Annotated in this window: 18 protein-coding genes; 13 read left to right on the plus strand and 5 right to left on the minus strand. The window is 73.5% G+C overall.

Annotated features, from left to right (window positions below; all coding sequences use genetic code 11):
• The first annotated feature begins 189 nt into the window (after positions 1-189).
• The 3 genes from ACZ7KX_RS07010 (at position 190) to ACZ7KX_RS07020 (ending at position 3,053) form a co-directional block, all read left to right on the plus strand.
• A complete protein-coding gene (locus tag ACZ7KX_RS07010; protein ID WP_470325664.1) occupies positions 190-321 on the plus strand; it encodes a hypothetical protein in 132 nt (43 codons plus the stop codon).
• A 69-nt stretch (positions 322-390) separates the two neighbouring features.
• The gene (locus ACZ7KX_RS07015) at positions 391-2,235 is read left to right on the plus strand and encodes an ABC transporter ATP-binding protein (protein ID WP_470325665.1); all 1,845 of its coding nucleotides are present in this window, start codon (positions 391-393) and stop codon (positions 2,233-2,235) included.
• Entirely contained in the window at positions 2,232-3,053 is an 822-nt protein-coding gene (locus ACZ7KX_RS07020; protein ID WP_470325666.1) for a serine/threonine-protein kinase, read from the plus strand. Before ACZ7KX_RS07015 ends, ACZ7KX_RS07020 begins: the two co-directional genes overlap by 4 nt.
• A gap of 110 nt (positions 3,054-3,163) precedes the next feature.
• Here ACZ7KX_RS07020 and ACZ7KX_RS07025 read toward each other — a convergent pair whose 3' ends face one another.
• Positions 3,164-3,973 (minus strand): hypothetical protein, encoded by an 810-nt coding sequence (locus tag ACZ7KX_RS07025; RefSeq protein ID WP_470325667.1) that lies wholly within the window; start codon positions 3,971-3,973, stop codon positions 3,164-3,166.
• A gap of 202 nt (positions 3,974-4,175) precedes the next feature.
• Between ACZ7KX_RS07025 and ACZ7KX_RS07030 the strand changes: the two genes are divergently transcribed.
• The 5 genes from ACZ7KX_RS07030 to ACZ7KX_RS07050 all read left to right on the plus strand — a co-directional run bounded on the left by ACZ7KX_RS07030 (position 4,176) and on the right by ACZ7KX_RS07050 (position 9,561).
• Positions 4,176-5,462: an MFS transporter gene (locus ACZ7KX_RS07030; protein WP_470325668.1), complete on the plus strand. Its 1,287-nt coding sequence runs from the start codon at positions 4,176-4,178 to the stop codon at positions 5,460-5,462.
• Positions 5,463-5,646: 184 nt separating this feature from the next.
• Positions 5,647-5,880, plus strand: a complete 234-nt coding sequence (locus ACZ7KX_RS07035; protein WP_470325669.1) for a hypothetical protein — start codon at positions 5,647-5,649, stop codon at positions 5,878-5,880.
• Between the two features lie 111 nt (positions 5,881-5,991).
• Positions 5,992-6,537: a methylated-DNA--[protein]-cysteine S-methyltransferase gene (locus ACZ7KX_RS07040; protein ID WP_470325670.1), complete on the plus strand. Its 546-nt coding sequence runs from the start codon at positions 5,992-5,994 to the stop codon at positions 6,535-6,537.
• A gap of 296 nt (positions 6,538-6,833) precedes the next feature.
• Complete coding sequence (locus ACZ7KX_RS07045) at positions 6,834-8,255, plus strand: family 2B encapsulin nanocompartment shell protein (RefSeq protein WP_470325671.1); 1,422 nt, start codon at positions 6,834-6,836, stop codon at positions 8,253-8,255.
• Between the two features lie 256 nt (positions 8,256-8,511).
• Positions 8,512-9,561 (plus strand): family 2 encapsulin nanocompartment cargo protein polyprenyl transferase, encoded by a 1,050-nt coding sequence (locus ACZ7KX_RS07050; protein WP_470325672.1) that lies wholly within the window; start codon positions 8,512-8,514, stop codon positions 9,559-9,561.
• A 70-nt stretch (positions 9,562-9,631) separates the two neighbouring features.
• On the opposite strand, the gene ACZ7KX_RS07055 is transcribed toward ACZ7KX_RS07050, so the two are convergent.
• Complete coding sequence (locus tag ACZ7KX_RS07055; RefSeq protein ID WP_470325673.1) at positions 9,632-10,672, minus strand: NAD-dependent epimerase/dehydratase family protein; 1,041 nt, start codon at positions 10,670-10,672, stop codon at positions 9,632-9,634.
• A gap of 229 nt (positions 10,673-10,901) precedes the next feature.
• Between ACZ7KX_RS07055 and ACZ7KX_RS07060 the strand changes: the two genes are divergently transcribed.
• Positions 10,902-12,362 (plus strand): DUF1254 domain-containing protein, encoded by a 1,461-nt coding sequence (locus ACZ7KX_RS07060; protein WP_470325674.1) that lies wholly within the window; start codon positions 10,902-10,904, stop codon positions 12,360-12,362.
• 60 nt (positions 12,363-12,422) lie between these two features.
• Positions 12,423-13,757 (plus strand): DUF1254 domain-containing protein, encoded by a 1,335-nt coding sequence (locus tag ACZ7KX_RS07065; RefSeq protein ID WP_470325675.1) that lies wholly within the window; start codon positions 12,423-12,425, stop codon positions 13,755-13,757.
• 646 nt (positions 13,758-14,403) lie between these two features.
• Here ACZ7KX_RS07065 and ACZ7KX_RS07070 read toward each other — a convergent pair.
• On the minus strand, positions 14,404-16,377 hold the full coding sequence (locus ACZ7KX_RS07070) for a BACON domain-containing protein (protein WP_470325676.1): 1,974 nt from the start codon (positions 16,375-16,377) through the stop codon (positions 14,404-14,406).
• A 150-nt stretch (positions 16,378-16,527) separates the two neighbouring features.
• Between ACZ7KX_RS07070 and radA the strand changes: the two genes are divergently transcribed.
• Both radA and disA read left to right on the plus strand, forming a co-directional pair.
• Positions 16,528-18,063, plus strand: coding sequence for a DNA repair protein RadA (radA, locus tag ACZ7KX_RS07075; RefSeq protein ID WP_470325677.1), 1,536 nt, complete (start codon positions 16,528-16,530; stop codon positions 18,061-18,063).
• Positions 18,064-18,264: 201 nt separating this feature from the next.
• Positions 18,265-19,323 carry a DNA integrity scanning diadenylate cyclase DisA gene (gene disA / locus ACZ7KX_RS07080; protein WP_470325918.1) on the plus strand — a complete coding sequence of 353 codons (1,059 nt, stop codon included), beginning with the start codon at positions 18,265-18,267 and terminating at the stop codon, positions 19,321-19,323.
• 197 nt (positions 19,324-19,520) lie between these two features.
• On the opposite strand, the gene ACZ7KX_RS07085 is transcribed toward disA, so the two are convergent.
• Positions 19,521-20,417: a hypothetical protein gene (locus ACZ7KX_RS07085; protein WP_470325678.1), complete on the minus strand. Its 897-nt coding sequence runs from the start codon at positions 20,415-20,417 to the stop codon at positions 19,521-19,523.
• A 321-nt stretch (positions 20,418-20,738) separates the two neighbouring features.
• On the opposite strand from ACZ7KX_RS07085, the gene ACZ7KX_RS07090 reads away from it, so the two are divergent.
• On the plus strand, positions 20,739-21,665 hold the full coding sequence (locus tag ACZ7KX_RS07090) for an HhH-GPD family protein (protein WP_470325679.1): 927 nt from the start codon (positions 20,739-20,741) through the stop codon (positions 21,663-21,665).
• A gap of 78 nt (positions 21,666-21,743) precedes the next feature.
• Here the strand turns inward: ACZ7KX_RS07090 and ACZ7KX_RS07095 are convergent, their stop codons facing one another.
• The gene (locus ACZ7KX_RS07095; RefSeq protein WP_470325680.1) at positions 21,744-23,336 is read right to left on the minus strand and encodes an MDR family MFS transporter; all 1,593 of its coding nucleotides are present in this window, start codon (positions 23,334-23,336) and stop codon (positions 21,744-21,746) included.
• Between the last annotated feature and the right edge of the window lie 28 nt (positions 23,337-23,364).

A 23,364-nucleotide genomic window follows, 5' to 3' on the forward strand; every position in this document is an offset into this window, starting at 1 on the left:
AGGAGGGCCGTGTCGCGGTCCTCGGCCGGTCGTGTCACGGCCGCCCATCGGGTGTGTAACGGCCGCCGGCCGTCCCGTCACGTCCGGTTCGCGAAGGCCGCCGAATCGCATCGACGGCCGGTGAGTGCTCCCGCCCCCCGGCGCGTATCCCTGGGTGGGGGTCGAACGACCTACAGAGAGGTGGCAGTGATGAGCATGCTGGCCAACCTGGTGCCGGCGATGCGGCATCCGCAGAAGCGGACCGGCACCGGCAAGGAGACCAGGACCTCGAAGACCAACGACCGTCGTCGCCGTCGTCATGGAAGCAACTCGCGGCACTGACGGCTCCGCCGTCCTGTCAGGGCCGGGCCGGCAACGGCCCGGCCACTTCCCTCGGGCTGGACTCGTCCCGTGTGGTCACTGCGGCGGCTGACAGCCGCCGGCACCGCCGGCACGGGTGACGGCGACGGCCGGGCGGGCCCGGTCGTCGACCAGGCCCCGGTCGTGCCGCTGCGGCGGACGTTCGGACGGTTCTGGCCCTACACCCGCGGGGGTCGGCGCTGGCTGGCCCTGTTGCTGGGGTTCGTCCTGCTCGGGCCGGTGGTCGACGCGGCCGCGATCTGGCTGTTCAAGGTCGTCGTCGACGAGGTGCTGGTGCCGCGCAGGCTCGGGCTGTTCCTGCCGGTCGCGCTCGGCTACGCCGGGCTGACGCTGGTGGCAGGGGGCCTGCGCTTCGCCGACGAGACGACCTCCACCTGGGTCAGCGAGCGCTTCCTGCTCGCCCTGCGCACGGACGTATTCCGACACCTGCAGGGCCTCTCGCTGGGTTTCTTCGAGCGGCGGCGGCTCGGCGACGTCCTGTCGCGGCTGACCGGGGACGTCGAGGCGGTCGAGACCTTCCTCCTCTCGGGCATCCTCGACGCGGTCGCGTACGTCGCCGAGCTCGCCGTCTTCCTCGGCGTGCTGTTCTACCTGCGGTGGGACCTCGCCGCCGCGGCCCTCGTCGTCGGGCCGGTGTTCTGGTTCACCGCGCGGCGCTTCTCGGTGCGGGTGAAGGCCGCCTCGCGGGAGCGGCGGCGGCGCAGCGGCTCGGTGAGCGCGCTCGCCGAGGAGACCCTGGAGAACATCGCCCTGGTGCAGGCGTACAACCGGCAGGAGTGGGAGCAGGAGCGGTTCCGCCGGGAGAGCCAGGCACGGTTCCGGGCGACCATGGCCGCGACCCGGTTGCGGGCGCTGTTCGCACCGATCGTCGAGCTGCTGGAACTGTTCGGCGCGCTGACCGTGCTCGGGCTGGGCGCCTGGGAGCTCGCGAGCGGCCGCCTGACGCTCGGCGAACTCCTCGTCTTCGTCGCTCTGTTGAGCCGGCTCTACGGTCCGATCCGGGGCATCTCGCGGCTCAGCAACGGTTTCTACTCGGCCTCGGCCGCCGCCGAGCGGATCATCGAACTGCTCGACCAGCGACCGCAGGTGGCCGACCCGCCGACGCCGCTGCGCCCCCGCCGGATCCGTGGCACGGTGGCCTTCGACCGGGTGTGGTTCCGCTACCCGGGCACGACCAGGGTGGCGCTGTTCGACGCGTCCTTCCACGCCGAACCGGGCGAGACGGTGGCCCTGGTGGGGGAGAGCGGGGCCGGCAAGTCGACGATCGCAAAGCTGCTGCTGCGCTTCTACGACCCGGAGCGCGGGGCCGTCCGGCTCGACGGCATCGACCTGCGCGAATTCGCCCTGGCCGACCTGCGGGAGCACATCGGGGTCCTGCTGCAGGAGACCCTGGTGATCCACGGCACCGTCCGGGAGAACATCGCCTACGGGCGGCCGGGCGCGACCGACGCCCAGGTCGTCGCGGCCGCGAAGGCGGCGGACGCCCACGAGTTCGTCAGCCGGCTGCCGGACGGCTACGACACGCTGGTGGGCCGGCAGGGCGGCCTGCTCTCCGGCGGGCAGCGGCAGCGGATCGCCATCGCCCGCGCGATGGTCCGGGACGCGCCCGTCCTGCTGCTGGACGAGCCGACGACCGGGCTGGACGTGGAGTCGGGGCGGCGGATCCTGGAGCCGCTGGGACGGCTGATGAGCGGCCGGACGACGATCATCATCTCGCACGACCTGCTGACCGTACGGAAGGCGGACCGGATCGTGCTGCTCCGCGGCGGCTGCGTCGCCGCCTGCGGCACCCACCGCGAGCTGCTGGCCGCCGACGACGGCTACGCCCGGCTCGACCGGCTGCACCACCCACCGCTCCAGGAGGTGCCCCGATGAGCACCCGTCAGCCCCTTCCCCCGGGTGCGCCCATCGCCCCCGGCTACCAGGTCCTGGCGCACCTGTGCCGCACCGGCTGGCTCGACGTGTACGACTGCTGGAGCGAGGAGCGGGACTGCCGCTGCGTGGTCAAGGTGCTCCGGCCCGACCGCCGCCGCGACCGCCGGCTGCGCGAGCGCCTGCTCCGCGAGGGCCGCTGGCTGGCCGAGTTCACCCACCCGCACCTGGTGCGCGGTTACGGCACGGGCGAGCGCCCGCAGCCGTACGCGGTGCTCGAAACCCTCACCGGCGAGACCCTCGCCCACCTGCTGGACACCCGACCGCGCCGGCCGGCCGCCACCGACCTGGCGGTGCTCGGGCTGCACCTCTGCTCGGCGACCCGCTACCTGCACCGGCAGGGCCTGCTGCACCTCGACCTCAAGCCCTCCAACATCGTGATCGACTGCCGCCACGCCAAGGTGCTCGACCTCAGCATCGCCCGGCCCCCGGGGCCGGGCACGCCCGGCATCGGCACGGACGGCTACCTCGCCCCCGAGCAGGCCTCCGGCGGTCTGCTCACGGCGGCCACCGACGTCTGGGGCATCGGCGTCACCCTCTACGAGGCCGCCACCGGCACCGAGCCCTTCCCCGGACCGTCGCCGCACGGCCCCGTTCCCCCGGTGACCCGTGGCCGCCGTCTCCCGCGCCCCCTCGCCGCCGCCATCGACGGCTGCCTCCGCCTCGCTCCGGAGGACCGGCCGAGCCTGCCGCAACTGGCGGATTCCCTGGACGAGTTGCTCGACCGGGGGCGTCGCGCGGTGCCACCGCCGGAGGAGTAGCCGGAGCCGTACACGCCGCCTGCGGCCGTTCCGCCGCCGCGACCGACGCCGCCCCGTTCGGTGCGCCGCCCGCAGCACCCCGCCGCTCCGCAGTCGGCCTGCCGTCACTTTCAGCGCGCCGCCCGTAGCCGCCGGAGGGTCCAGTCGGGGCCGAGCGCCCGGGTGTGGGCGGTGAAGAGTTCGGCGGCGCGGCGGTAGGAGAGGCGGGCGCGGCCGGTGTAGGGGCAGCGCTCGGTGGTGGGGGTGTCGGCGGGGGCGCGGCGGTCGGTGAGGAAGAGCGGGCCGGTGGCGCGGCCGACGACGAGGAGGGGGAGCAGGCGGGCGGTGCCGGACTGCCAGTGGACGGGGGTGTGGCCGGGGCGGGTGCGGCGGCGGGGGAGGTCGAGGTGGTCGGTGTCCAGGGCCAGGACGGTCTCGATCGCGGCGCCCGTCTCGTGCAGCAGGTGCCACAGGGCCTGCTCGCGCAGTGGGGCGTGCAGGGTGAACAGGGCGCGCAGCTCGTCCGGGGTCAACGGGGCGGTGGCCGCGGCGGGTTCGGGCAGGGGGCGGGGGTGCAGGTCGGCGGTCGGGTCGCCGGTGATCCAGCCGCGGGCCCGCCACCAGGCCACGGCCGCGCGCAGGGTGGAGAGTTCCCGGTTGAGCGTGCGCGGGTCGGTGCCGGCGGCGCGGTGGGCGACGGCGGCGCGGAGCCGGGCGGTGGTGTCCGGGTGGTCGAGGAGCGCGAGCGGCAGGACGGGCGGCCGGGCGCGCCGTCGTTCGGGCCCGGTGGGGGCGGGGCGGTCGGCGAGTGCCCAGGCCCAGGTGTCCAGCGCGATCCGGTAGATCCGCCGGGAGCCTTCGGCGAGCCCGGAGGCGGCCAGGTAGCGCTCGACGGCGACGGCGTACTCGACCGGTGGGAGCCCTGCCGGAGTCTCTGTCACGTTCGCCCTCTTTCGCAGTAAATCAATCTCTCCAAACCCCTCGAAGAATAGCGGTGATTCGCAGTAAACAGCAGGTGGTAGGCGGTAATGGCGCCCATTTACTGCGATGGTTGACGACGTCGTAAAAATTGATGCGAAAAGACTCAGGTTTTTCTTCGGAAACCCTTGAACCCCGCCTCCGCCGAATCCAGACTTGCTGCCCATGGCAGTGCAGACCGAACGGATCCCGGCCCGCCGCAGGCGCCCGGGAGACCGGCTCGCCGTGCTGGGCGAGCGCGAATTCAGGTGGTTCTTCATCGGGTACACGACCTCCCTCGTGGGCTCGTCGATGGCGCCGGTGGCGGTGACCTTCGCGGTGCTCGACGGCGGTGGCGGCGCCGGCGGAGGCGGCAGCGGCACCGACCTGGGGTGGGTGCTGGCGGCCCGGATCCTCCCCGTGGTGCTGGTGCTGCTGGCCGGCGGGGTGATCGCCGACCGGCTGGGCAGCCGACGGGTGATGCTGGGGTCGGACGCCCTGCGCGGTCTGGTCCAGGCGCTGTTCGCCGGGTTGTTGGCGGCCGGGCACGCGCCGGTCTGGGCGATGGTGGCCCTGGTCGCGGTGTGGGGGGTCGGCGAGGGGCTGTTCATGCCGGCCTTCGGTGCGATCGTGCCCGACCTGGTGCACCGCAAGGAGCTGATGGCGGACGCCAACACCCTGTTGGGGCTGTCCCGTTCGGTGTCGACCGTGGTCGGTCCCGCCGCGGCCGGTCTGGTGACCGCGACCCACGGCCCGGCCGCGGTGCTGCTGGTCGACGCGGTGACGTACGGCGTCGGTGCCTTCGCCCTGGCCAGGCTGCGGCTGCCCGAGCGGACGGCGGCGGACGGCGGGGAGTCGCTGCTCGGCGAGCTGCGGGCCGGCTGGTCGGAGTTCGCCTCCCGTCCGTGGCTGTGGATCACCACCGCGCAGATGGGCCTGTTCAACCTGCTGGTGTGGGCGCCCTTCCTGGTGCTCGGGCCGCTCACCGCGCAGCGGGACCTCGGCGGCGCCCGCGGCTGGGGCCTGGTGATGGGGGTGTACGGCGTCGGCGCGGTGCTGGGCGGCCTGGTGATGCTCGGCCGGGTACCCGCCCGTCCGCTCGCGGTGGCGTCGGTGGCCGCGCTGGGCTGGGCGCTGCCGTCCGGGGCGCTCGCCCTGGGGGCGTCGCTGCCGTGGGTGGCCGCCGGTGCGCTGGTGGCCGGGGTCGGCTCGGCGGTCTGCGGGACGCTGTACAGCTCGACGACGCAGAAGTGGGTGCCGGTGGAACTGCTCGGCCGGGTGACCTCCTTCGGCGTGCTCGGCTCCTTCGCCCTCGGCCCGCTCGGCCTGGCGGTGGCAGGCCCACTGGGGGGCCGATTTGGCGTGGACACGCTGCTTATGTTCGGATCAGTCTGGCAACTGGCGGCCGGAGCCGTAGTGTTGGGCATACCGGCCGTACGGAACCGCCGCTGGGAGGAGGGTTCGGAGAACTGACCAACCCCTCGAACGGCTCCGGGGCGCACCCCCGGCCCCCGGTGCGGCCCACCGCGCACCACGCCCGGCCGGCTCCGGAGTGCAACAGGCTGCCCCACCCGCGCACGCACGCCTCCGCGGCGGGCGGGGCGGCCGACCCGGTCGTACCGTGGAGGGTGCGGGGGGTGACGGAGGAGGTTGAACAATGCCCGGTTCGCTCACCATCAGCCACCACGAGTCCGCGGTCACCCTGGACCACACGGACGCCGAGCGGCTCGCCGTCGTGCTGGCCGAACTGGCCTACCTGCTGGAGATCCCGGGACCGAACCGGATCAACGAGGCACAGCTCGCCCTGCTGTGCGAGGGGCGCGCCCCCGACCGCGCCGAGCTGGCGCACTGGTCCCAGGCGCTCGCCACCCAGCTGAAGGGGCGGCTCTGACCGAACCCGCTCACGGTCGGCCGGCCGCCGTACGATGACGCGCGGGGCGGGGACGCCCCCCGGGTGCCGGGGTGGCCGGTGGCCGGTCCGGCGGAGGGTGGGGGCCCGAGCGTGCCGCAGTCCTGGTCGATGTCCTGGCTGACCGTGCCGACGCCGCTGCCCAGCGGCCCGATGCACGTCGCGGTGACCCCGCTGGGCGTGGCGGCAGCCGGCTACGGCGGGCACGACGGCGGAGCGCCGCCGTGCACCGACGAGTCGAAGATCGCCGTCGTCACCGAGCGGATCGGCGCCTACCTGACGGGCCGCACCCACGAGTTGGGCCTGCCGATCGACTGGAGCCTGAGTTCCGGCCCGCATCGCGCCGTCCTGCAGACGCTCTGGCGCGAGGTGCCCTACGGCCGGACCGTGACGTACGGCGAACTGGCGGCCCGCAGCGGGGTGTTCGAGGACGTCACCGAGCCCGGTCTGGCCGCCCGGACGGTCGGGCAGATGATGGCCGCCAACCCCGTCCCGCTGCTGGTGCCCTGTCACCGGGTGGTGGCGGCGGACGGGATCGGCGGTTTCGGCGGCGGCCGGGTCGGGATCGAGGTGAAGCGCTGGCTGCTCACCCTGGAAGGGGTGCTGGAGCCGACGCTCGACTGGAACGGGCCGTTGTAGCGGGGTGGCGGGGGTGGGGGTGTGGGGAGGAGCAGCCACGCCGCTGCTCCGGGTGTCAAGGGGTGGCGCGGGTGAGGGGGTGGATGGGGGAAGATGGGGTGCCGGAGCCCGGTACGTTCGAATAAATAGTCGAACAAATATCGATCAGGTGATCTATTCGTACTATTTGTTTGGCTATTCCGAACCACTCGAACGAGTGATTGCGGGCTGCCCTCGAATGGGCCCACCATGAAGCTGCAACACGAATGTGCAAGGCGACACTTCATCGGGTATCGGGTATGCGAAGGGCTCCCCTCATGTCGACCGAAACCAATGCCGGTATTCCTGCGCCGGGCGCGCAGACGGAGATCCGGCAGCAGCAGAGTCTGAGCACTGCGGGCGCGCGGAACCTCGCGACGACCACCAAGTCCGCGCCGCAGATGCAGGGCATCAGCCCGCGCTGGCTGCTCAGGAAGCTGCCCTGGGTGCAGGTGTCCGGCGGAACCTACCGGGTCAACCGCCGCCTGCGCTACTCGGTCGGCCGCGGCCGGGTGGGCTTCGTCAAGACCGGCGCCGAGGTGCGGATCGTCCCGCCGACGCTCGCCGAGGTGCCGGTGCTGCGCGGCTTCCAGGACGACGCCGTGCTGGAGGAGCTGGCCGCGCGCTTCGTGCAGCGGGAGGTCGAGCCGGGGGACGTCCTGGTCGAGGCCGGCACGCCGATCACCGAGGTCTTCGTGATCGCGCACGGCAAGCTCGACCGGATGGGCACCGGCAAGTACGGCGAGGAGACGGTGGTCGGCACCCTCGCCGACGGCGACCACCTCGGTGACGAGGCGGTCCAGCAGGACGGTGGCACCTGGCCGTACACCGTCCGCGCCGCGACGTCCGGCACCGTGATGGCGCTGTCCTGGCCCTCCTTCCAGGAGCTGCACGACCGCTCCGAGGCGCTGCAGCTGCAGGTCATCGAGTACCTGAACGGCTTCCAGCAGGCGCAGAACAAGCACGGCGAGGCCGCGATCGACCTCTCCGCCGGTCACCAGGGCGAGTACGAGCTGCCCGGCGCCTTCGTGGACTACGAGCTCAAGCCCCGCGAGTACGAGCTGAGCGTCGCGCAGACCATCCTCAAGGTGCACAGCCGGGTCGCCGACCTCTACAACCAGCCGATGAACCAGACCGAGCACCAGCTCCGGCTGACCATCGAGGCCCTGCGCGAGCGGCAGGAGTACGAGCTCGTCAACAACCCCGAGTTCGGCCTGCTGGAGAACGCCGCGTACGACCAGCGGATCCAGACCCACTCCGGCCCGCCCACCCCGGACGACATGGACGAGCTGCTCAGCCGTCGGCGCAGCACCAAGATGTTCCTGGCCCACCCCAGGGCCATCGCGGCCTTCGGCCGGGAGCTCAACAAGCGCGGCATCAACCCGGGCACGGTCGAGGTCGAGGGCCGGCACGTCATGTCCTGGCGCGGGGTGCCGGTCTTCCCGTGCAACAAGATCCCGATCGTCGGCGGGAGCACCAGCTCGATCATCGCGATGCGAATCGGCGAGGACAACCAGGGCGTCATCGGGCTGCACCAGACCGGAATTCCGGACGAATACCAGCCGAGCCTTTCGGTGCGGTTCATGGGAATCGATGAGAAGGCCATCATTTCCTACCTGGTGACGGCCTACTACTCCGCCGCGATCCTGGTGCCCGACGCGGTCGGCGTCCTGGAGAACGTGGACATCGCGCAGCGCTGACGGCCCGGCGGGGCCGAGCGGAGGTCCCGCGCCGTCCGGCCGGAGGTGCCCACGGCACCCCGGCCAGGCGGCGCGCCCCGGTGTGCTCGGACGCGTCCGGGCGTGTCCCGGTCTGCACCAGCACCAGTAGATCCAGATCGCACGGGCCCCGAGCCGCTCGCAGCCGCCGCGCCGGCCGCCGCCGACACCCACGGTGCGACCCCGGCCCACCCACGGCCGGGCCATTCCACGACAGGCGCCAAGAAGGGGGAGACCCATGACGAGTCCCACGCTGGAACGCGACCACAAAGAGGGGCAGGAGGCGGCCGACATCCTCGCCCGCGCCCGCGCGCTGGTCGACCCGGTCATGCGGGCCGCCGTCGACTCGCTGCCCGGCACGATGCGCAAGGTCGCCGGCTACCACTTCGGCTGGTGGGAGGCGGACGGCACGCCCGCCACCGCCTCCGCCGGCAAGGCGATCCGCCCGGCCATGGTCCTCGCCGCCACCCAGGCCCTGGGCGGTACGCCCGGTGAGGCCGCCGCCGCGGCCGCCGCGGTGGAGCTGGTGCACAACTTCACCCTGCTCCACGACGACGTCATCGACCGGGACGACACCCGGCGCCACCGGCCCACCGCCTGGCGGGTGTTCGGCACCACCGAGGCCATCCTGGCCGGGGACGCCATGCACTCCCTCGCCCTGCGGCTGCTCGCCGAGGACACCCACCCCGCCGCCCACGGCTCGATCCGCCGGCTCGCCGACTGCGTGGTCGAGCTCTGCGAGGGCCAGCAGATCGACTGCGCCTTCGAACAGCGAAACGACGTCTCGCTGCCGGAGTGTCTGGCGATGGCGGAGGCGAAGACCGGTGCCCTGCTCGGCGCCGCCTGCGCGATCGGAGCCCTGTACGGCGGCGCGTCCGAGGACGCGGCGCAGGCGATGGACGGCTTCGGCCGGGAGATCGGCCTGGCGTTCCAGCTGATCGACGACCTGATCGGCATCTGGGGGGACCCTGCGGTGACCGGCAAGCCGGTCGGCGCGGACCTGGTCGCCCGGAAGAAGTCGCTGCCGGTGGTCGCCGCGTTGGGTTCCGGGACCGCCGACGGTGCGCGGCTGGCCGAGCTGTACGCGCTCGAACGGACCCTGAGTCAGGACGAGTTGGCGCAGTGTGCGGCGGCCGTCGAGGGGGCCGGTGGGCGTGGGTGGGCGCAGGGGCAGTCCTGCGAGCGGATGGCCGCGGCGATGGCGCAGCTGGCCGCCGCCGTACCGGAGCCGTCCGCGGCCGACGAACTGCTGGCGCTCGCCGAGCTGGTCACGCGCCGGACGCACTGAGGGCGCCGTCGGTGCGTGGGAAGTCGGCCGGGTCGACTTCCCGTGCACCGGCCCCGTGCCGACCGTCGGCCTACCCCAGCGCGGCCAACAGCCTGCGCTCCTTGGCGGGTTCGATGCCCTGCCGGCCGGCCGCGCCCGGCCGGCCCTTGCGCCCGTCGGCGTCGGTGTCCTCGGCGGGCCCGCGTTCCCGCAGCCACTCCCAGGTGTCCCGGGCCGTCTCGGCGAACGGCCGGCAGCGCAGCCCGGCGGACTCCGCCCGGTTCGTGTCGGCGAGCCAGGTGCCGGTCAGCTCGGGCAGGTCCGGGGCCCAGAGCGGGAGTTCGCTCCACGGCTCGACCCGGTCCGGCCCATCGGCGAGCAGCGTCGCGTCCGGGACCCAGACCAACTCGGTGTCCACGGCGCCCGCGACCGCCCGGCAGGTCTCCAGCCACTCGCCGAAGCGCAGCCGTCCGGGCGGCGCCGTGGTGAGGAACCGCCCCGCCGTCCGGGCCGTCAGCAGGTCCAGCCCGAAGACGGCGAAGTCCCGGACGTCGATCACCTGCATGGTCCGCTGCGGGTCCCCCGGGGCGAGCACCCGGCCGCCGCGCGCCATCCGCTCCAGCCACCAGGGCAGCCGGCCGCCGATCTCGTACGGCCCGATGAGCAGCCCGCTGTTGAGGACCAGCGAGCGCTCGGCGCCGAAGACCTCCAGCACCGCGCGCTCGCAGCCGGCCTTCAGGGCGGGGCTGAACGGCTGGTCGGGCGGGGTGTCGGCGGGGCAGGGGCGCAGCGGGGAGTCCTCGTCGATCACCCGGTCGGGCCAGTCGGCGAAGGCGTGCACGGAGGAGACGACGGTGTAGTGCCCGGCCCGGTCGCGCAGCAGGCCCGCGGTGAGCGCCGCCTGGGCGGGCTGCTGGGCGGAGGTGTCGACGACGGCGTCCCAGTCGCGGCCGTCGACCAGCCGGGCGATGTCCTCGGCGCTGTCGCGGTCGCCCCGGACGGCCTCGGTTCCGGGCAGGTCGGTGGCGCTGCGGCCGCGGTTGAAGGTGGTCACCAGGTGGCCCCGGGACAGGGCCTCGGCGGCGTAGGCCCGGCCGAGGAAGGACGAGCCGCCGAGCAGAAGGATCTTCATACCGCTCACCCTCTCCCAGTCGCCCCACCCGTACGCCCGGATTAGCGCTGGGCAGATCATGCGGTGCGGCCCGGTGCGGCCCGGTGCGGGGCGCACCGCGGCGGTGCCGAGGGGCGTCCGATCCGACGTGCCGCCCCCTCCCGGCCCACTTAGCATCCGATTTGTACCGGTCTGTGGAGATTCGGACTGATTCGACAGTGGACTGATTCGGCAGTGGGAGAGCGACAGCATGGTCAACCCGGCACTCGTGGACCCGGCCACCGTCCGCGCGACCGCCGCCGAAGCCTGGATCCGCGCCCAACCGATCCTGCGCACCTACCGTGCCCTGTACGCCCAGGCCCTGGACGACGCGGACCCCTCGTACGTCGGCGGCTTCGGGGTCTTCCGCCACCGTCCGCAGCCGCCCACCCCCGCCGACACGCCGGCCGAGGCCCCCGGTGTCACCCTCGCCGCCGCCGGTACCCCGGGCACCGCCGTCGCCACCTCCACCTCCACCTTTACCGACACCGATACCTCGACCGTCACCGACACCTCCACCGTCATCGGCGGCGAGGCCGGGGACACGCCGTACTCCCGGGCCTGGCTCGACCTGCGCACCGAACCCTGGGTGCTCACCGTCCCCGCAGAGGACCGCTACCGCGTCCTCCCGGTGCAGGAACTGGACACCGTGTACGCCGGTTTCATCGGTTCCCGGACCACCGGCCCGGAGGCCGGCGACCACCTGGTGGCCGGCCCCGACTGGCGGGGCGAGCCCCCGCCCGGCATCCGCAGTGTGATCCGCACCGCCACCCGACTGGTCGGCATCCTCGGCCGCACCCGGCTGACCGGGAACACCCCCGCCGAGGTCGCCGAACTCGCCGCCGTCCAGGAGCGGTACCGCCTGCGCCCGCTGCACGAGTACGCCGGAACGCCCGCGCCGCCGCCCGCGCCGGATCCGGTCTGGCCGGTCTGGCGCGAGGAGGTCCCGGACGGCCTTGAGTTCCTCGCCTTCCTCGATTTCCTGCTCGGCTTCTTCCCGGCGGCCGGCCCCGTCCCGCTGCCGCCCGCCGAGACCGACCTGCGCGGCCGCCTCGTGGACCTCGGCGTCGACGGCCGCGGCGAGTTCGAGCCCGCCGCCCTCCCGCTGGAACTGCGCACCGAGATCGAACGCGGCATCGCCGACGGCCGGGCGCAGCTGACGCACGCCATCGCCGGACTCCGCGACCGCACCGGGCTGTTCGGCACCCGGGACCGGATCGGCGCGGACTTCCTCCGGCAGGCCGTCGGCGCCGCTACCGAACTCCACGGGCTGCCCACCGAAGAGGCCTGGTACGGCCGTTGGGAAGCGGACAGTGCGGGCCGCCACCCACCGGACGCCGCCGACCGCGACCACGTCATCCGCTTCGCGCCGGACGCGCTGCCGCCGGCCCGCTCCGGCTGGTCCGCCACCCTGTACGCGCTGCCGGACCACCGGCTGGTCGACAACACCCTGGACCGCTACTCGATCGGCGACCACACCCCCGGCCTGGTCCGCGACCCGGACGGCGGACTGACCCTCTACGTCCGGCACAAGCGACCCGCCGCCGCCGACCACTCCGCGAACTGGCTGCCCGCCCCGGACGGCCCGTTCACCGTCGTGCTCCGGCTCTACGGGCCGGACCCGGTCGTCCTCGACGGCCGCTGGCGGCTCCCGCCGCTCGACCCGCGCTGACCCCGACCCCGACCCCTGCCGACCCCGACCCGTGCCGACCGACCGTACGAAGGACCCCCGATGAATCAGCCCGAGCTGGAGGCCCTGGCCGCCGACGCGTACGTCTACGGCTACCCGCTGGTCGCCGGCCTCACCATGGTCGAGCGCTTCACCAGGGGCGGCCTGGGCACCCTGCCGGCGGCACCGTTCAACGACTTCAGCCACGCCACCCGGCTGGCCGGCCCGGCCGACGACTTCGTCTCGGTCAACAACGACACGATCTACTCGATCGCCCAGCTCGACCTCTCCGAGGGCCCGCAGGTCCTGCACGTCCCCGACACCGCGGGCTCCTACTACGTGCTGCAGGTCATCGACGCCTGGACGGACAACGTCGCCTACCTCGGCCGCCGGGCCACCGGTACCGGCGCGCAGACCTGGCTGATCGTCCCGCCCGGCTGGCACGGCACCCCGTCCGACCCGAACCGGGTGATCGAGCTGCCGACCACCGTCGGCACCGTGGTCGGCCGCTTCGCCTGCACCGGCCCGGAGGACCTGCCCCGGGTCAGGGCCCTGCAGTCGGCCCTCGTCCTGGAACCGCTGGAGCCCGGTGGCCTCGTCGCCGGACTGCCCGAGCCCGACCCGGACGTCCCCGAGCGGCTGGCCTTCTTCGAACGCCTGCGCGTGTGGATGCAGGGCTTCCCGCCGGCCACCGGGGACATCGAGTACCAGCGGCGCTTCGCCCCGCTCGGCCTGCTGGACGACGGCGCCTCGCCGTACCGGGCCGCCGTTCCCGAGTGGACGCTCTCCCTGGCCAAGGGCCTGGCCGCCGGCCGCGAACGGGTCGAGGACGCCACCCGCCCGCCGGAGGACCACCCGCCCGGGGAGTGGCGCTCGGCGCTCCACCTCTTCGACTACAACACCGACCACCTCGGGCCCGGCACCCTCGACGACCCCGAGTGGCGGATCCCCGACCGCCGCGCCGCCTACCTCAGCCGCGCCGCCGCCGCCCGGGCCGGCCTCTGGGGCAACCACGCCTACGAGGCCTCGTACGCGATGACCTACGACGACTCCGACGGCCGCCCCCTCAACGGTGCCAACAACTACACGCTGCGCTTCGACCGACGGCCCCCGGCCGAAGCCTTCTGGTCCGTCACGATGTACTCCGTCCCGGACTACTACCTGGTGGAGAACCCGATCGACCGCTACTCGATCGGCGACCGCACCCCGGGCCTGGTCTACGGCGCCGACGGCTCGCTCACCCTGACCCTCCAGCACGACCAACCCGAGGACCCGACCGCCGCCGCCAACTGGCTCCCCGTCCCGCCCGGCGAGTTCCGCCCCATCATCCGCCTCTACCAGCCCGAACCCCCGGTCCTGGACGGCACCTACCAGGTCCCCCCGATCCACCGCACCTGACGGGCGTCCCCCGATGCAGGTCCCCGACGCCGCCCAAGCCGCCTGCCCAAGCCGCCTGCCCGCGCGCCGCGCGCAGGGAAGGATTATGAAGACCGGTCTACATACTTCGGCGCACGCCCGCCAGGCCCGCGCGATGCGTGAGAAGTCGGACCGGCCGACTTCCTGTGCACCGTGGTGATCGCGGGTATCGGACTATGACGACCGGTCTACATAGCTGGCCCGGCGGCGGCCCCGAGCGACCCGAGTGAGAAGTCGGCCTGGCGACTTCTCGGGTACTCCCATGTTGGCTGGGACTAAATATGCCGACCGGTCTACATATTCTGCGGCGGCAGGCGCCATGGCTGGGCGGCGCACGAGAAGTCGGCCTGATCGACTTCCTGTGCGCCCCCTGCTCGGGGGCAAAATTATGACGCTCGGTCTACATATTCTGCCGCCAGGGCCCGGCGTGGTGCGCCAGAAGTCGGCGGGGTCGACTTTCTGTGCACTTCGATGGTTCGGCGCGGGATGGATTATGCCGGCCGGTCTACATATTTGCCCGCGGGGCAGCATCGGGCCCTAGGCGGTGCGCGAGAAGTCGGCCTGGCCGACTTCTCGCGCAATCCTCACGCCTCTACCGGGTGGTACGTCTGCCGGAACGATGCCCGCTCTAATGCGTCGCCGTCGATGCCGCCGTCGATGCCGTGGGCGACGCCGTCGGTGTTCCCGCCCCGGTCGGGCGCGGCGAGGGGCTGTTCGTCGCGGGAGTCGTCGGGGTGCCCGAGGTGGACGGGGAGCCGGACGGGGTGCCGGCCGGCGGTGTCGTCGACGGCGAGCCCGACGGGGAGGGTGCGCCCGTGGCGGTCGGCGAGGGGGAGTCCGTCGGCGGGGCGGACGTCGTCGGGGAGGGGGCGGGAGGGGAGGAGGCCGAGCCGCCGCGGTTCTGCGGGCCGCCCTCCAGGGTGACCACCGCCTGCGAGGGCGGCAGTGCGATCCGGGCGGTCCAGTGCGTGGTCGGTGCGAGGTCCTCGTCCACGGTGACGATCACGGTGATCCGCTGGCCGGGCGCGAGCGTGCCGGAGTCGCGGCTGAGCCGGAGCCAGCCGGCGTCCGTCGCCGCGTGCCAGCGGATCTCCGTGGTGCCGGAGTTCGTGAGGGTGAGGACCGTACGGCTGCCGTACTCGCCGGCCTCGACGGTGAGCAGTCCGGCCGGGGCCGGTTCGGGCGCACCCGGTCCGGAGGTCCGATCGAGCACGGGGGCCGGGGCGGCGACCAGGGTCGGGCTGCCGAGCGGGGTGGCGCCGTGAGCCGGGACGGGGACCACGGGGCCCTGGAAGGTCAGTCGAGGAAAACCGGGGAGCAACGTTTCTGCAGCGTTGCCCCCGCCCGTCCCGGCCAACTCCAGCCCCGGTACCCCCGATCCGCCCTGCCCGACCCGGCCCCCGACCCCCGGCCACGGCTGCGGTGACCGCTGCCCGGCCGCCGGGCCTGCTTCGTTCACCTGCACCGCGGACACCGAGGCCGCCGCCCCCGACCCGCCGCCCCGGTGCCCGGCCCAGAGCGCGACCACCGGCGCAGCCAGCACGGCCGCGAGCACACCCGTGGTCACCACCCGCCGCCGGACCGCGAGTCCGCGCCCCGCGTCCGGGGCCCGGTGCCGGGGAAAGCCGCTCTGGTCGAACCGCAGCCCGGGCTCGGCCACCACACGGCCGAAGCCACCCGCGCCACCCGCGCCACCCGCGCCACCCGCGCCACCCGCGGCACCAGCTACACCCACAGCACCCGCGGCACTAGCTACACCCACAGCGCCCACGCCGCCCACTGCGCTCACAGCGCCCGCCGGAGCAGCCAGCAGCGGCAGCCCGGACAGCCCCGCCGCCCCCTCCGCCGCCTCGTCGGCCACCCGCTCCGCCGTCCCCCGGCAGGTCGGGCACTCCACCACGTGCTGCACCAGCTCCCGCCGTAGCGCCGGGCCGAGCACCCAGTCCCGCCAGGACTCCGCCCCGGCCCCGCCGAGCCGGTCCAGCTCCGGGCAGCTGCCCACGCCGAGCACCAGCAGTGCCGCCCTGGTCCGGGCGACCTCGGCCTCCGCGCCGACCAGCAGCACACGGGTCCGCTCGAACGGCAGGCCCAGCACCGCGGCCACCTCCAGCGGCGTCAGCCGGTGCCGGACGGAAAGCTCCAGTGCCTCGCGCTGCTCGGGGTCGGTGCCGGCCGCCTCCGGCCAGGCGAGCGAGGCCAGCTCGCGCCGCCGCCGGGCCGTCTCGATCTCGCTCGGCTCGCCCCCCGGCGCCCGCCCGGCCACCCGTCCGAACCCGGCCGCAGGCCGGCTCCCGGCCGCCGCCCCGGCCCAGGCCGCGTCCCCACCACCGTCCACGACCCCGCCCCCGACCCCGTCCGCGAGGCGCCGCAGGCAGCAGTACCGGGCCAGTGAGAACAGCCAGGCCCGTACCAGCCCGGGCTCGGCCAGCCGGGCACCGTGCCGCTGCGCCAGCTCACGGACCTCGCGCAGGGCGTCGGCGGCGGCGTCGTGTTCGCACAGCACCGAGAGGCAGTAGGTGAACAGGCCGTCCACCTGCCGGTCGTACGCCGCGAGCACGGCGGAGGCCTGCGGCCCGGCCGGCCCAACAGTTCGCGTTGTCACCCCTCCGACGGTAGGGAAGCCGGACGGCCCGGCCCCGCCATTCGCCGCGTATGTACTTCTTTCGGGTAACAACATCGCCCATCTGTGTGGACGCGCGGCGAGCCCGGTGGCGGACCGCCGCTGTCGTACCCAGGCGCTACCGTGGGCCGCATGCCTCCGCGTTCCAAGACCACCGCCAAGCCGCGCCCCGCGTACCGCTGCACCGAGTGCGGCAACCAGCTGCCCAAGTGGGTCGGCCGCTGCCCGGAGTGCAACGCCTGGGGGACGGTCGAGGAGTACGGCGCGGTGCCGATCCGGACGACGGCCGCCGGTCCGGTCAGCGCCCCGGCCCGCCCGATCGCCCAGGTGGACGGCCAGGTCGCGACGGCCCGCTCGACGGGCGTCCCGGAGCTGGACCGGGTGCTCGGCGGCGGGCTGGTGCCCGGCGCGGTGGTGCTGCTGGCCGGTGAGCCCGGCGTCGGCAAGTCCACCCTGCTGCTGGACGTCGCGGCCAAGGCGGCCACCGACCGGCACCGCACGCTCTACGTCACCGGCGAGGAGTCGGCCGGCCAGGTCCGGCTGCGCGCCGACCGGATCAACGCCCTCTCCGAGCACCTCTACCTCGCCGCCGAGCAGGACCTCGGCGCGGTGCTGGGGCACATCGAGGCGGTCAACCCCGGCCTGCTGATCCTGGACTCGGTGCAGACCATCGCCTCCGCCGAGCTGGACGGCGCCCCCGGCGGCCCGGCCCAGGTCCGCGAGGTTGCGGGCGCGCTGATCCGGGCGTCCAAGGAGCGCGGCATGGCCACCCTGCTGGTCGGTCACGTGACCAAGGACGGCCAGATCGCCGGCCCGCGGCTGCTGGAGCACCTGGTGGACGTCGTGCTCAGCTTCGAGGGGGACCGGCACGCCCGGCTCCGTCTCATCCGCGGGGTCAAGAACCGCTACGGCGCCACCGACGAGGTGGGCTGCTTCGAGCTGCACGACGAGGGCATCGTCGGCCTGGCCGACCCGTCCGGCCTCTTCCTGACCAGGCGTGACAAGCCCGTCCCGGGCACCTGCCTCACCGTCACCCTGGAGGGCAAGCGCCCGCTGGTCGCGGAGGTGCAGGCGCTGATGGTGGATTCGCAGATCCCCTCGCCGCGTCGGACCACCTCGGGCCTGGAGTCGCCCCGGATCGCGATGATCCTGGCCGTGGTCGAGCGGCACGGCGGGGTGAAGCTCGGCAAGCAGGACATCTACACCGCGACGGTGGGCGGGGTGAAGCTGAGCGAGCCGTCCGCCGACCTCGCGGTGGCGCTCGCGGTGGCCAGCTCCTCCACCGACACCCCGCTGCCCAGCAACCTGGTGGCGATCGGCGAGGTCGGCCTGGCGGGCGAGGTGCGGCGGGTGACGGGCGTGCAGCGCCGGCTCGCCGAGGCGCACCGGCTGGGCTTCACCCACGCCCTGGTCCCGCCGGACCCGGGCAAGGTGCCGCCGGGCATGAAGGTGGTCGAGGTGTCCGACATCGGCGAGGCGCTGCGGGCCATCCCGGGCCGCCGCCGGGCCGCCGCCAAGCCGCGCGGTGAGGGGCGTGCCGAGGGGCGTGCCGAGGGCCGTGCTGAGGCACCGTCGGCGCCGCCGGCCCCGCGCTCGGCCCGGGTCGCGGCCTACCCGGAGGAGCTGATGGACGGCTGGGAGCCGCTCGACTCCGACGAACTGCGCTGACCCAAGCCCTGCCGCAGCCACACGCAGTTAGACTTTCCCCAGTCTCATTGGCCAGAAGGCAGTACCGAGCGGTACTGAGCGACAGAGCAACAGACCGCGGACCGGCGCACGGCGCGAGGCGCGCGGCACGGGGTCGACCGGAGGAGTCACGTGGCAGCCAGCGACCGGGGGGCGGACAAGGCCTCCCGTGAGGAGGCCCTGCTGCGGGCCTCCCTCACCGCCATCGCGCCCGGCACGGCGTTGCGTGACGGCCTGGAGCGGGTCCTGCGGGCCAACACCGGCGGCCTGATCGTGCTGGGCTTCGACAAGACCGTCGAGTCCCTGTGCACCGGTGGCTTCGTCCTGGACGTCGAGTTCACCGCCACCCGGCTGCGCGAGCTGTGCAAGCTGGACGGCGCGGTGGTGCTCGACAAGGACATCACCAAGATCGTCCGCGCCGGTGTGCACCTGATGCCGGACTCGACCATCCCCACCGACGAGACCGGCACCCGCCACCGCACCGCCGAGCGGGTCAACCGGCAGACCGGCTACCCGGTGGTCGCGGTCTCGCATTCGATGCGGCTGATCGCGATGTACGTCAACGGCACCCGCCGGGTGCTGGAGGACTCCACCACCGTGCTGTCCCGCGCCAACCAGGCGCTGGCCACCCTGGAGCGCTACAAGCTGCGCCTGGACGAGGTGGCCGGAACGCTCTCCGCGCTGGAGATCGAGGACCTGGTCACGGTCCGGGACGTCACGGCCGTCGCGCAGCGCCTGGAGATGGTGCGGCTGATCGCCACCGAGATCGCCGGTTACGTGCTGGAACTCGGCATCGACGGCCGTCTGCTCTCGCTGCAGTTGGACGAGCTGATCGCGGGCGTGGAGCCGGAGCGCGAACTGGTCGCCCGGGACTACTTCCCGGAGCGGGCCGCCAAGAAGGGCCGGACGGTCAACGAGGTGCTGGCCGACCTGGAGGCGCTCACCCACGCCGAGCTGCTGGACCTGCAGACCGTCGCCAAGGCGCTCGGCTACTCGGGCACGCCGGAGTCCCTGGACTCCGCTGTCTCGCCGCGCGGCTACCGCCTGCTGGCGAAGATCCCGCGCCTGCCCAACACGGTGATAGAGCGCCTGGTCGAGCACTTCGGCGGCCTGCAGAAGCTGCTCGCCGCGAGCATCGACGACCTCCAGACGGTCGAGGGCGTCGGCGAGACCCGGGCCCGCTCGGTTCGCGAGGGCCTGTCCCGCCTCGCCGAATCGTCCATCCTGGAACGCTACGTCTAGATCCGACGACGTGCGGACGGCCCCCGGGGAGCGCTTCCCCGGGGGCCGTCCCGCGTCCGGGCCCCGGGTCACCGTTCCGGGAGCTCCGTAGCCCCGTAGCCCCTTGGCCCCAGAGCTCCGTAGCCCCGTAGCCCCGGAACGCCGGAGCCCCCGGTCGCCGCGGCGACCGGGGGCTCCCGAACGGAGTCGACCGACCCTCAGTTGTCCAGCCGGATCGAGGTCCGCGCCGAGACCTTGTCCCCGGAGAGCCCGGTGAGCTCGGCGAGCACCACGTAGGTGCCGTTCGACGGCGGCGTCGGGTCGGCGGTCGCGCACTGCGGCTTGCTGCGGCTGCGGTCCCAGGTGAAGGTCTCGGTCTGGCTGCCGTTCGCCGCCAGCTGCACCCAGATGCTGCCCTTGTCGGCCGGGCAGTCGCCGGAGGACCAGACCCGCTCGCCGTTGCTGGCGCTCACGGTGATCGCGGAGGCGATCCGGCCCAGGTCCACCCGGCAGTTGGCGCCGGTGGAGTTCTTGACCGTCAGGGCGAGACGCGGCTTGTCCTTGGGCTGGAACGAGTTCTGGGTGCCGGCCAGCTCCAGGGCGACCTGCGAGGAGGCGCAGACCGGAAGCGCCATGACCTCGGGCGTGTTGAACGCCGGGACGCCACCGCCGGAGCCACCGGAGCCGCCGGAGCCGCCGGATCCGCCCGCCGCACCGCCACCGGTGCCACCGGCACCGCCGGAGCCACCCGAGCCGCCGGAACCGCCCGCGGGAGCCGGGTTGGCGCCGCCGGTCGAGCCGCCGCTGAGGTTGACCTCGGTGCCACCGCCGCCGGCCACCGGGCCGCCGCCGGAACCGCCCGAGCCGCCGCCCGGGCGCGCGGCGGGGCCGCTCGGTGAGGCGCCGGGCGTGATGGCCTGGGCAGGGGTCTGGCTCTGGGACGGAACGGCCTGTGCGGCCTTGCTCTGTGAGCCGCCGTCACCGCCTCCGCCCTGATCGGTCATCAGCCAGGCGATCAGGGCGATGACCGCCGCGACGGCGGCGAGCACGACGACGCGCCGACGCCAGTAGATCGAGGCCGGCAGCGGTCCCACGGGTTGACGCAGAGAGGGCACGACCAAACTCTACGAGACTGTGTGTGGCGATTGACTCACCAACACCGCACAGTCGTCCCTTCCTTCACATGATCCGCCATTTGATCCGTTCGAGGGAGCCCCGAAGGGCTGATTCTCCGGACCTTCTCCGGGACCTTCTCCGGAACTTCTCCTGGACCCTCTCCGGGACGTTCTCCGAAACGTTCCCCGGCGTGGCCTCCGCGGTGATCACCGCGGTGATCACCGCGAAGCGGCCGGAGGGTCCTCCGATGGTCCTCCGGTGCCCCGGACCCCTCTCCTCCACTTCGGCCGGGTCGGAGGGCGTGGGAGGATCGAAGGGCCATGACTGCCATCACCGCCACCGCCGCCGGGACCGACGACGCCCGGCTCCCGATGCCCCTGCCGCTGTTCCACTCGACCGTCCTGGACTGGTACGAGGCGACCAAGCGCGACCTGCCCTGGCGGGCCCCGGACGCGACGCCCTGGGCGGTCATGGTGAGCGAGTTCATGCTCCAGCAGACCCCGGTCAAGCGCGTGCTGCCCGCCTGGGAGGCGTGGATGACCCGCTGGCCGACCCCCGCCGACCTCGCCGCCGAGGCGGCCGGCGAGGCGGTCCGGATGTGGGGCCGGCTGGGCTACCCGCGCCGCGCGCTGCGGTTGCACGCGGCCGCGGTGGCGATCACCGAGGAGCACGGCGGCGAGGTCCCGGACGACCACGCCACGCTGCTCTCGCTGCCCGGGGTGGGGGAGTACACCGCCGCCGCGGTCGCCTCCTTCGCCTTCCGCCAGCGGCACGTGGTGCTGGACACCAACGTCCGGCGGGTCTTCGCCCGTGCGGTGACCGGCGTCGAGTACCCGGCCCAGGCCACCACCGCCGCCGAGCGCCGTACCGCCACCGCGCTGCTGCCCGCCGATGCCGGGACCGCCGCCACCTGGGCGGTCGGTGTCATGGAGCTGGGCGCCCTGGTCTGCACCGCGCGCGGCCCGGAGTGCGGGGAGTGCCCGCTGTTCGCCGGCTGCGCCTGGCAGCGGGCCGGCCGCCCGCCGTACGAGGGCCCGGCCCGGCGCGGGCAGTCCTACGAGGGAACGGACCGCCAGGTGCGCGGCAAGCTGCTCGCGGTGCTGCGGGAGGCGCACGGCGAGGTCGAGCAGGCCCGGCTGGACGCGGTCTGGCCGGACGCGGTGCAGCGGGCCCGGGCCCTGGACGGCCTGGTCGCGGACGGCCTGGTCGAGCCGGTCGAGCAGGGCGTCTACCGCCTGCCGCAGTAGGACGGAACGACGGCGCCCCCGGGAGGAGGACCTCCCGGGGGCGCCGTCGTCGTGCCGGGTCGTGCGGCGCGGGGACCGTCAGACGGCCGCCGCCTCCAGCGAGGCCTCGGCCGGCTTCTCGCCCTTGCCGGTGCCGCGCAGCGGCACCTCGCGCAGGAACAGCGCGGCGGCGATCGCGATCACGGCCACCCCGGCGCCCCACAGGAAGACGGTGTGCATGCCGTTGGACACCGCGTGGTGGTAGGCGTCCTGGATGTTCTCGGGGAGCTTGCGCAGGGCGGCCGGGCTCATCTGGCCCGGGTCCTTCACGCCGCCGCCGGCGGCCTGCTCGCCGAGCTTCTCCTTCATGGTGTCGGTCACCCGGTTGTTGAACAGGGCGCCGAACAGCGCGACACCGAAGGAACCGCCGATGGTGCGGAACAGGGTGGCGGTGGAGCTGGCCACGCCCATGTCCTTGAGCTCGACGCTGTTCTGCGCGACCAGCATGGTGATCTGCATCAGGAAGCCCATGCCGGCGCCGAGCACGACCATCCAGCAGGCGGAGGTGAAGCTGCTGGTCCCGACGCCCATGGTGGAGAGCAGGACCATGCCGCCGGTCATCACGATCGTGCCGATGATCGGGTAGATCCGGTACTTGCCGGTCTTGGTGACGGCCTGGCCGACCACCAGCGAGACGACCAGCATGCCGAACATCATCGGCATCAGCAGCAGGCCGGAGTTGGTCGCCGACGCGCCCTGGACGATCTGCTGGTAGAGGGGCAGGAAGACGGTCGAGCCGAACATCACGAAGCCGACGATGAAGCCGATGATCGAGACCAGGGTGAAGTTCAGGTTCTTGAACAGGGTCAGCGGGAGCATCGGCTCCTCGACCCGCTGCTCCACGTAGCAGAAGGCGATCAGCGAGGCGGCGGCGAGCGCGGCCAGGCCGAGGATCTGCTTGGAGCCCCAGGCGTACTGCTGGCCGCCCCAGGTGGTGATCAGCACGAGCGAGGTGATGCCGACGGTGAGCAGGATGGCGCCCAGGTAGTCGATCTTGGCGGTGCTGCGGACCTTCGGCAGCTTCAGGGTCACGATGACAACGGCCAGCGCGACCACGCCGAGCGGCAGGTTGATGTAGAAGGTCCAGTGCCAGCTCAGGTGGTCGGTGATGAAGCCGCCGACCAGCGGGCCGCCGATGGTGGCGAGGGCCATCACCGCGGCGAACATGCCCTGGTACTTGCCGCGGTCGCGCGGCGGAACCAGCGCACCCATGATCGACATGACGCCGACCATCAGGCCGCCGGCGCCCAGGCCCTGCACGGCGCGGAAGCCGATCAGCTCGTTCATGTTCTGCGACAGGCCGGACAGCGCCGAGCCCACCAGGAAGATCACGATCGAGGTGAGGAAGGTGCCCTTGCGGCCGTACATGTCGCCGAGCTTGCCCCAGATCGGGGTCGAGGCGGCGGTGGCCAGGGTGTACGCGGTGACCACCCAGGACAGGTGCTCGGCACCGCCGAGGTCGCCGACGATCGTCGGCATCGCGGTGCCGACGATCAGGTTGTCGAGCATGGCCAGCAGCATGGTGACGACCAGGCCGACCATGACGAGGCGGATCTCGCGGGGTGACCGCGGCTGCTCCTCCTCGGCCGTCTTGTCCTCCGGCACCGGAGCGGCGGTCTTGGACTGTGACATGAGGTGGGGTCTCCCGGAGGGTGCTTGG

The sequence above is a fragment of the Kitasatospora sp. NPDC038210 genome, from assembly GCF_055600605.1.

Bases quoted from the DNA above. Each gene is read 5' to 3' on its own strand.
- ACZ7KX_RS07010 (WP_470325664.1), top strand. From the start codon at position 190: ATGAGCATGCTGGCCAACCTGGTGCCGGCGATGCGGCATCCGCAGAAG.
- ACZ7KX_RS07020 (WP_470325666.1), top strand. From the start codon at position 2,232: ATGAGCACCCGTCAGCCCCTTCCCCCGGGTGCGCCCATCGCCCCCGGC.
- ACZ7KX_RS07030 (WP_470325668.1), top strand. From the start codon at position 4,176: ATGGCAGTGCAGACCGAACGGATCCCGGCCCGCCGCAGGCGCCCGGGA.
- ACZ7KX_RS07035 (WP_470325669.1), top strand. From the start codon at position 5,647: ATGCCCGGTTCGCTCACCATCAGCCACCACGAGTCCGCGGTCACCCTG.
- ACZ7KX_RS07045 (WP_470325671.1), top strand. From the start codon at position 6,834: ATGTCGACCGAAACCAATGCCGGTATTCCTGCGCCGGGCGCGCAGACG.
- ACZ7KX_RS07050 (WP_470325672.1), top strand. From the start codon at position 8,512: ATGACGAGTCCCACGCTGGAACGCGACCACAAAGAGGGGCAGGAGGCG.
- ACZ7KX_RS07055 (WP_470325673.1), bottom strand. From the start codon at position 10,672: ATGAAGATCCTTCTGCTCGGCGGCTCGTCCTTCCTCGGCCGGGCCTAC.
- ACZ7KX_RS07060 (WP_470325674.1), top strand. From the start codon at position 10,902: ATGGTCAACCCGGCACTCGTGGACCCGGCCACCGTCCGCGCGACCGCC.
- ACZ7KX_RS07065 (WP_470325675.1), top strand. From the start codon at position 12,423: ATGAATCAGCCCGAGCTGGAGGCCCTGGCCGCCGACGCGTACGTCTAC.
- radA (WP_470325677.1), top strand. From the start codon at position 16,528: ATGCCTCCGCGTTCCAAGACCACCGCCAAGCCGCGCCCCGCGTACCGC.
- ACZ7KX_RS07090 (WP_470325679.1), top strand. From the start codon at position 20,739: ATGACTGCCATCACCGCCACCGCCGCCGGGACCGACGACGCCCGGCTC.
- ACZ7KX_RS07095 (WP_470325680.1), bottom strand. From the start codon at position 23,336: ATGTCACAGTCCAAGACCGCCGCTCCGGTGCCGGAGGACAAGACGGCC.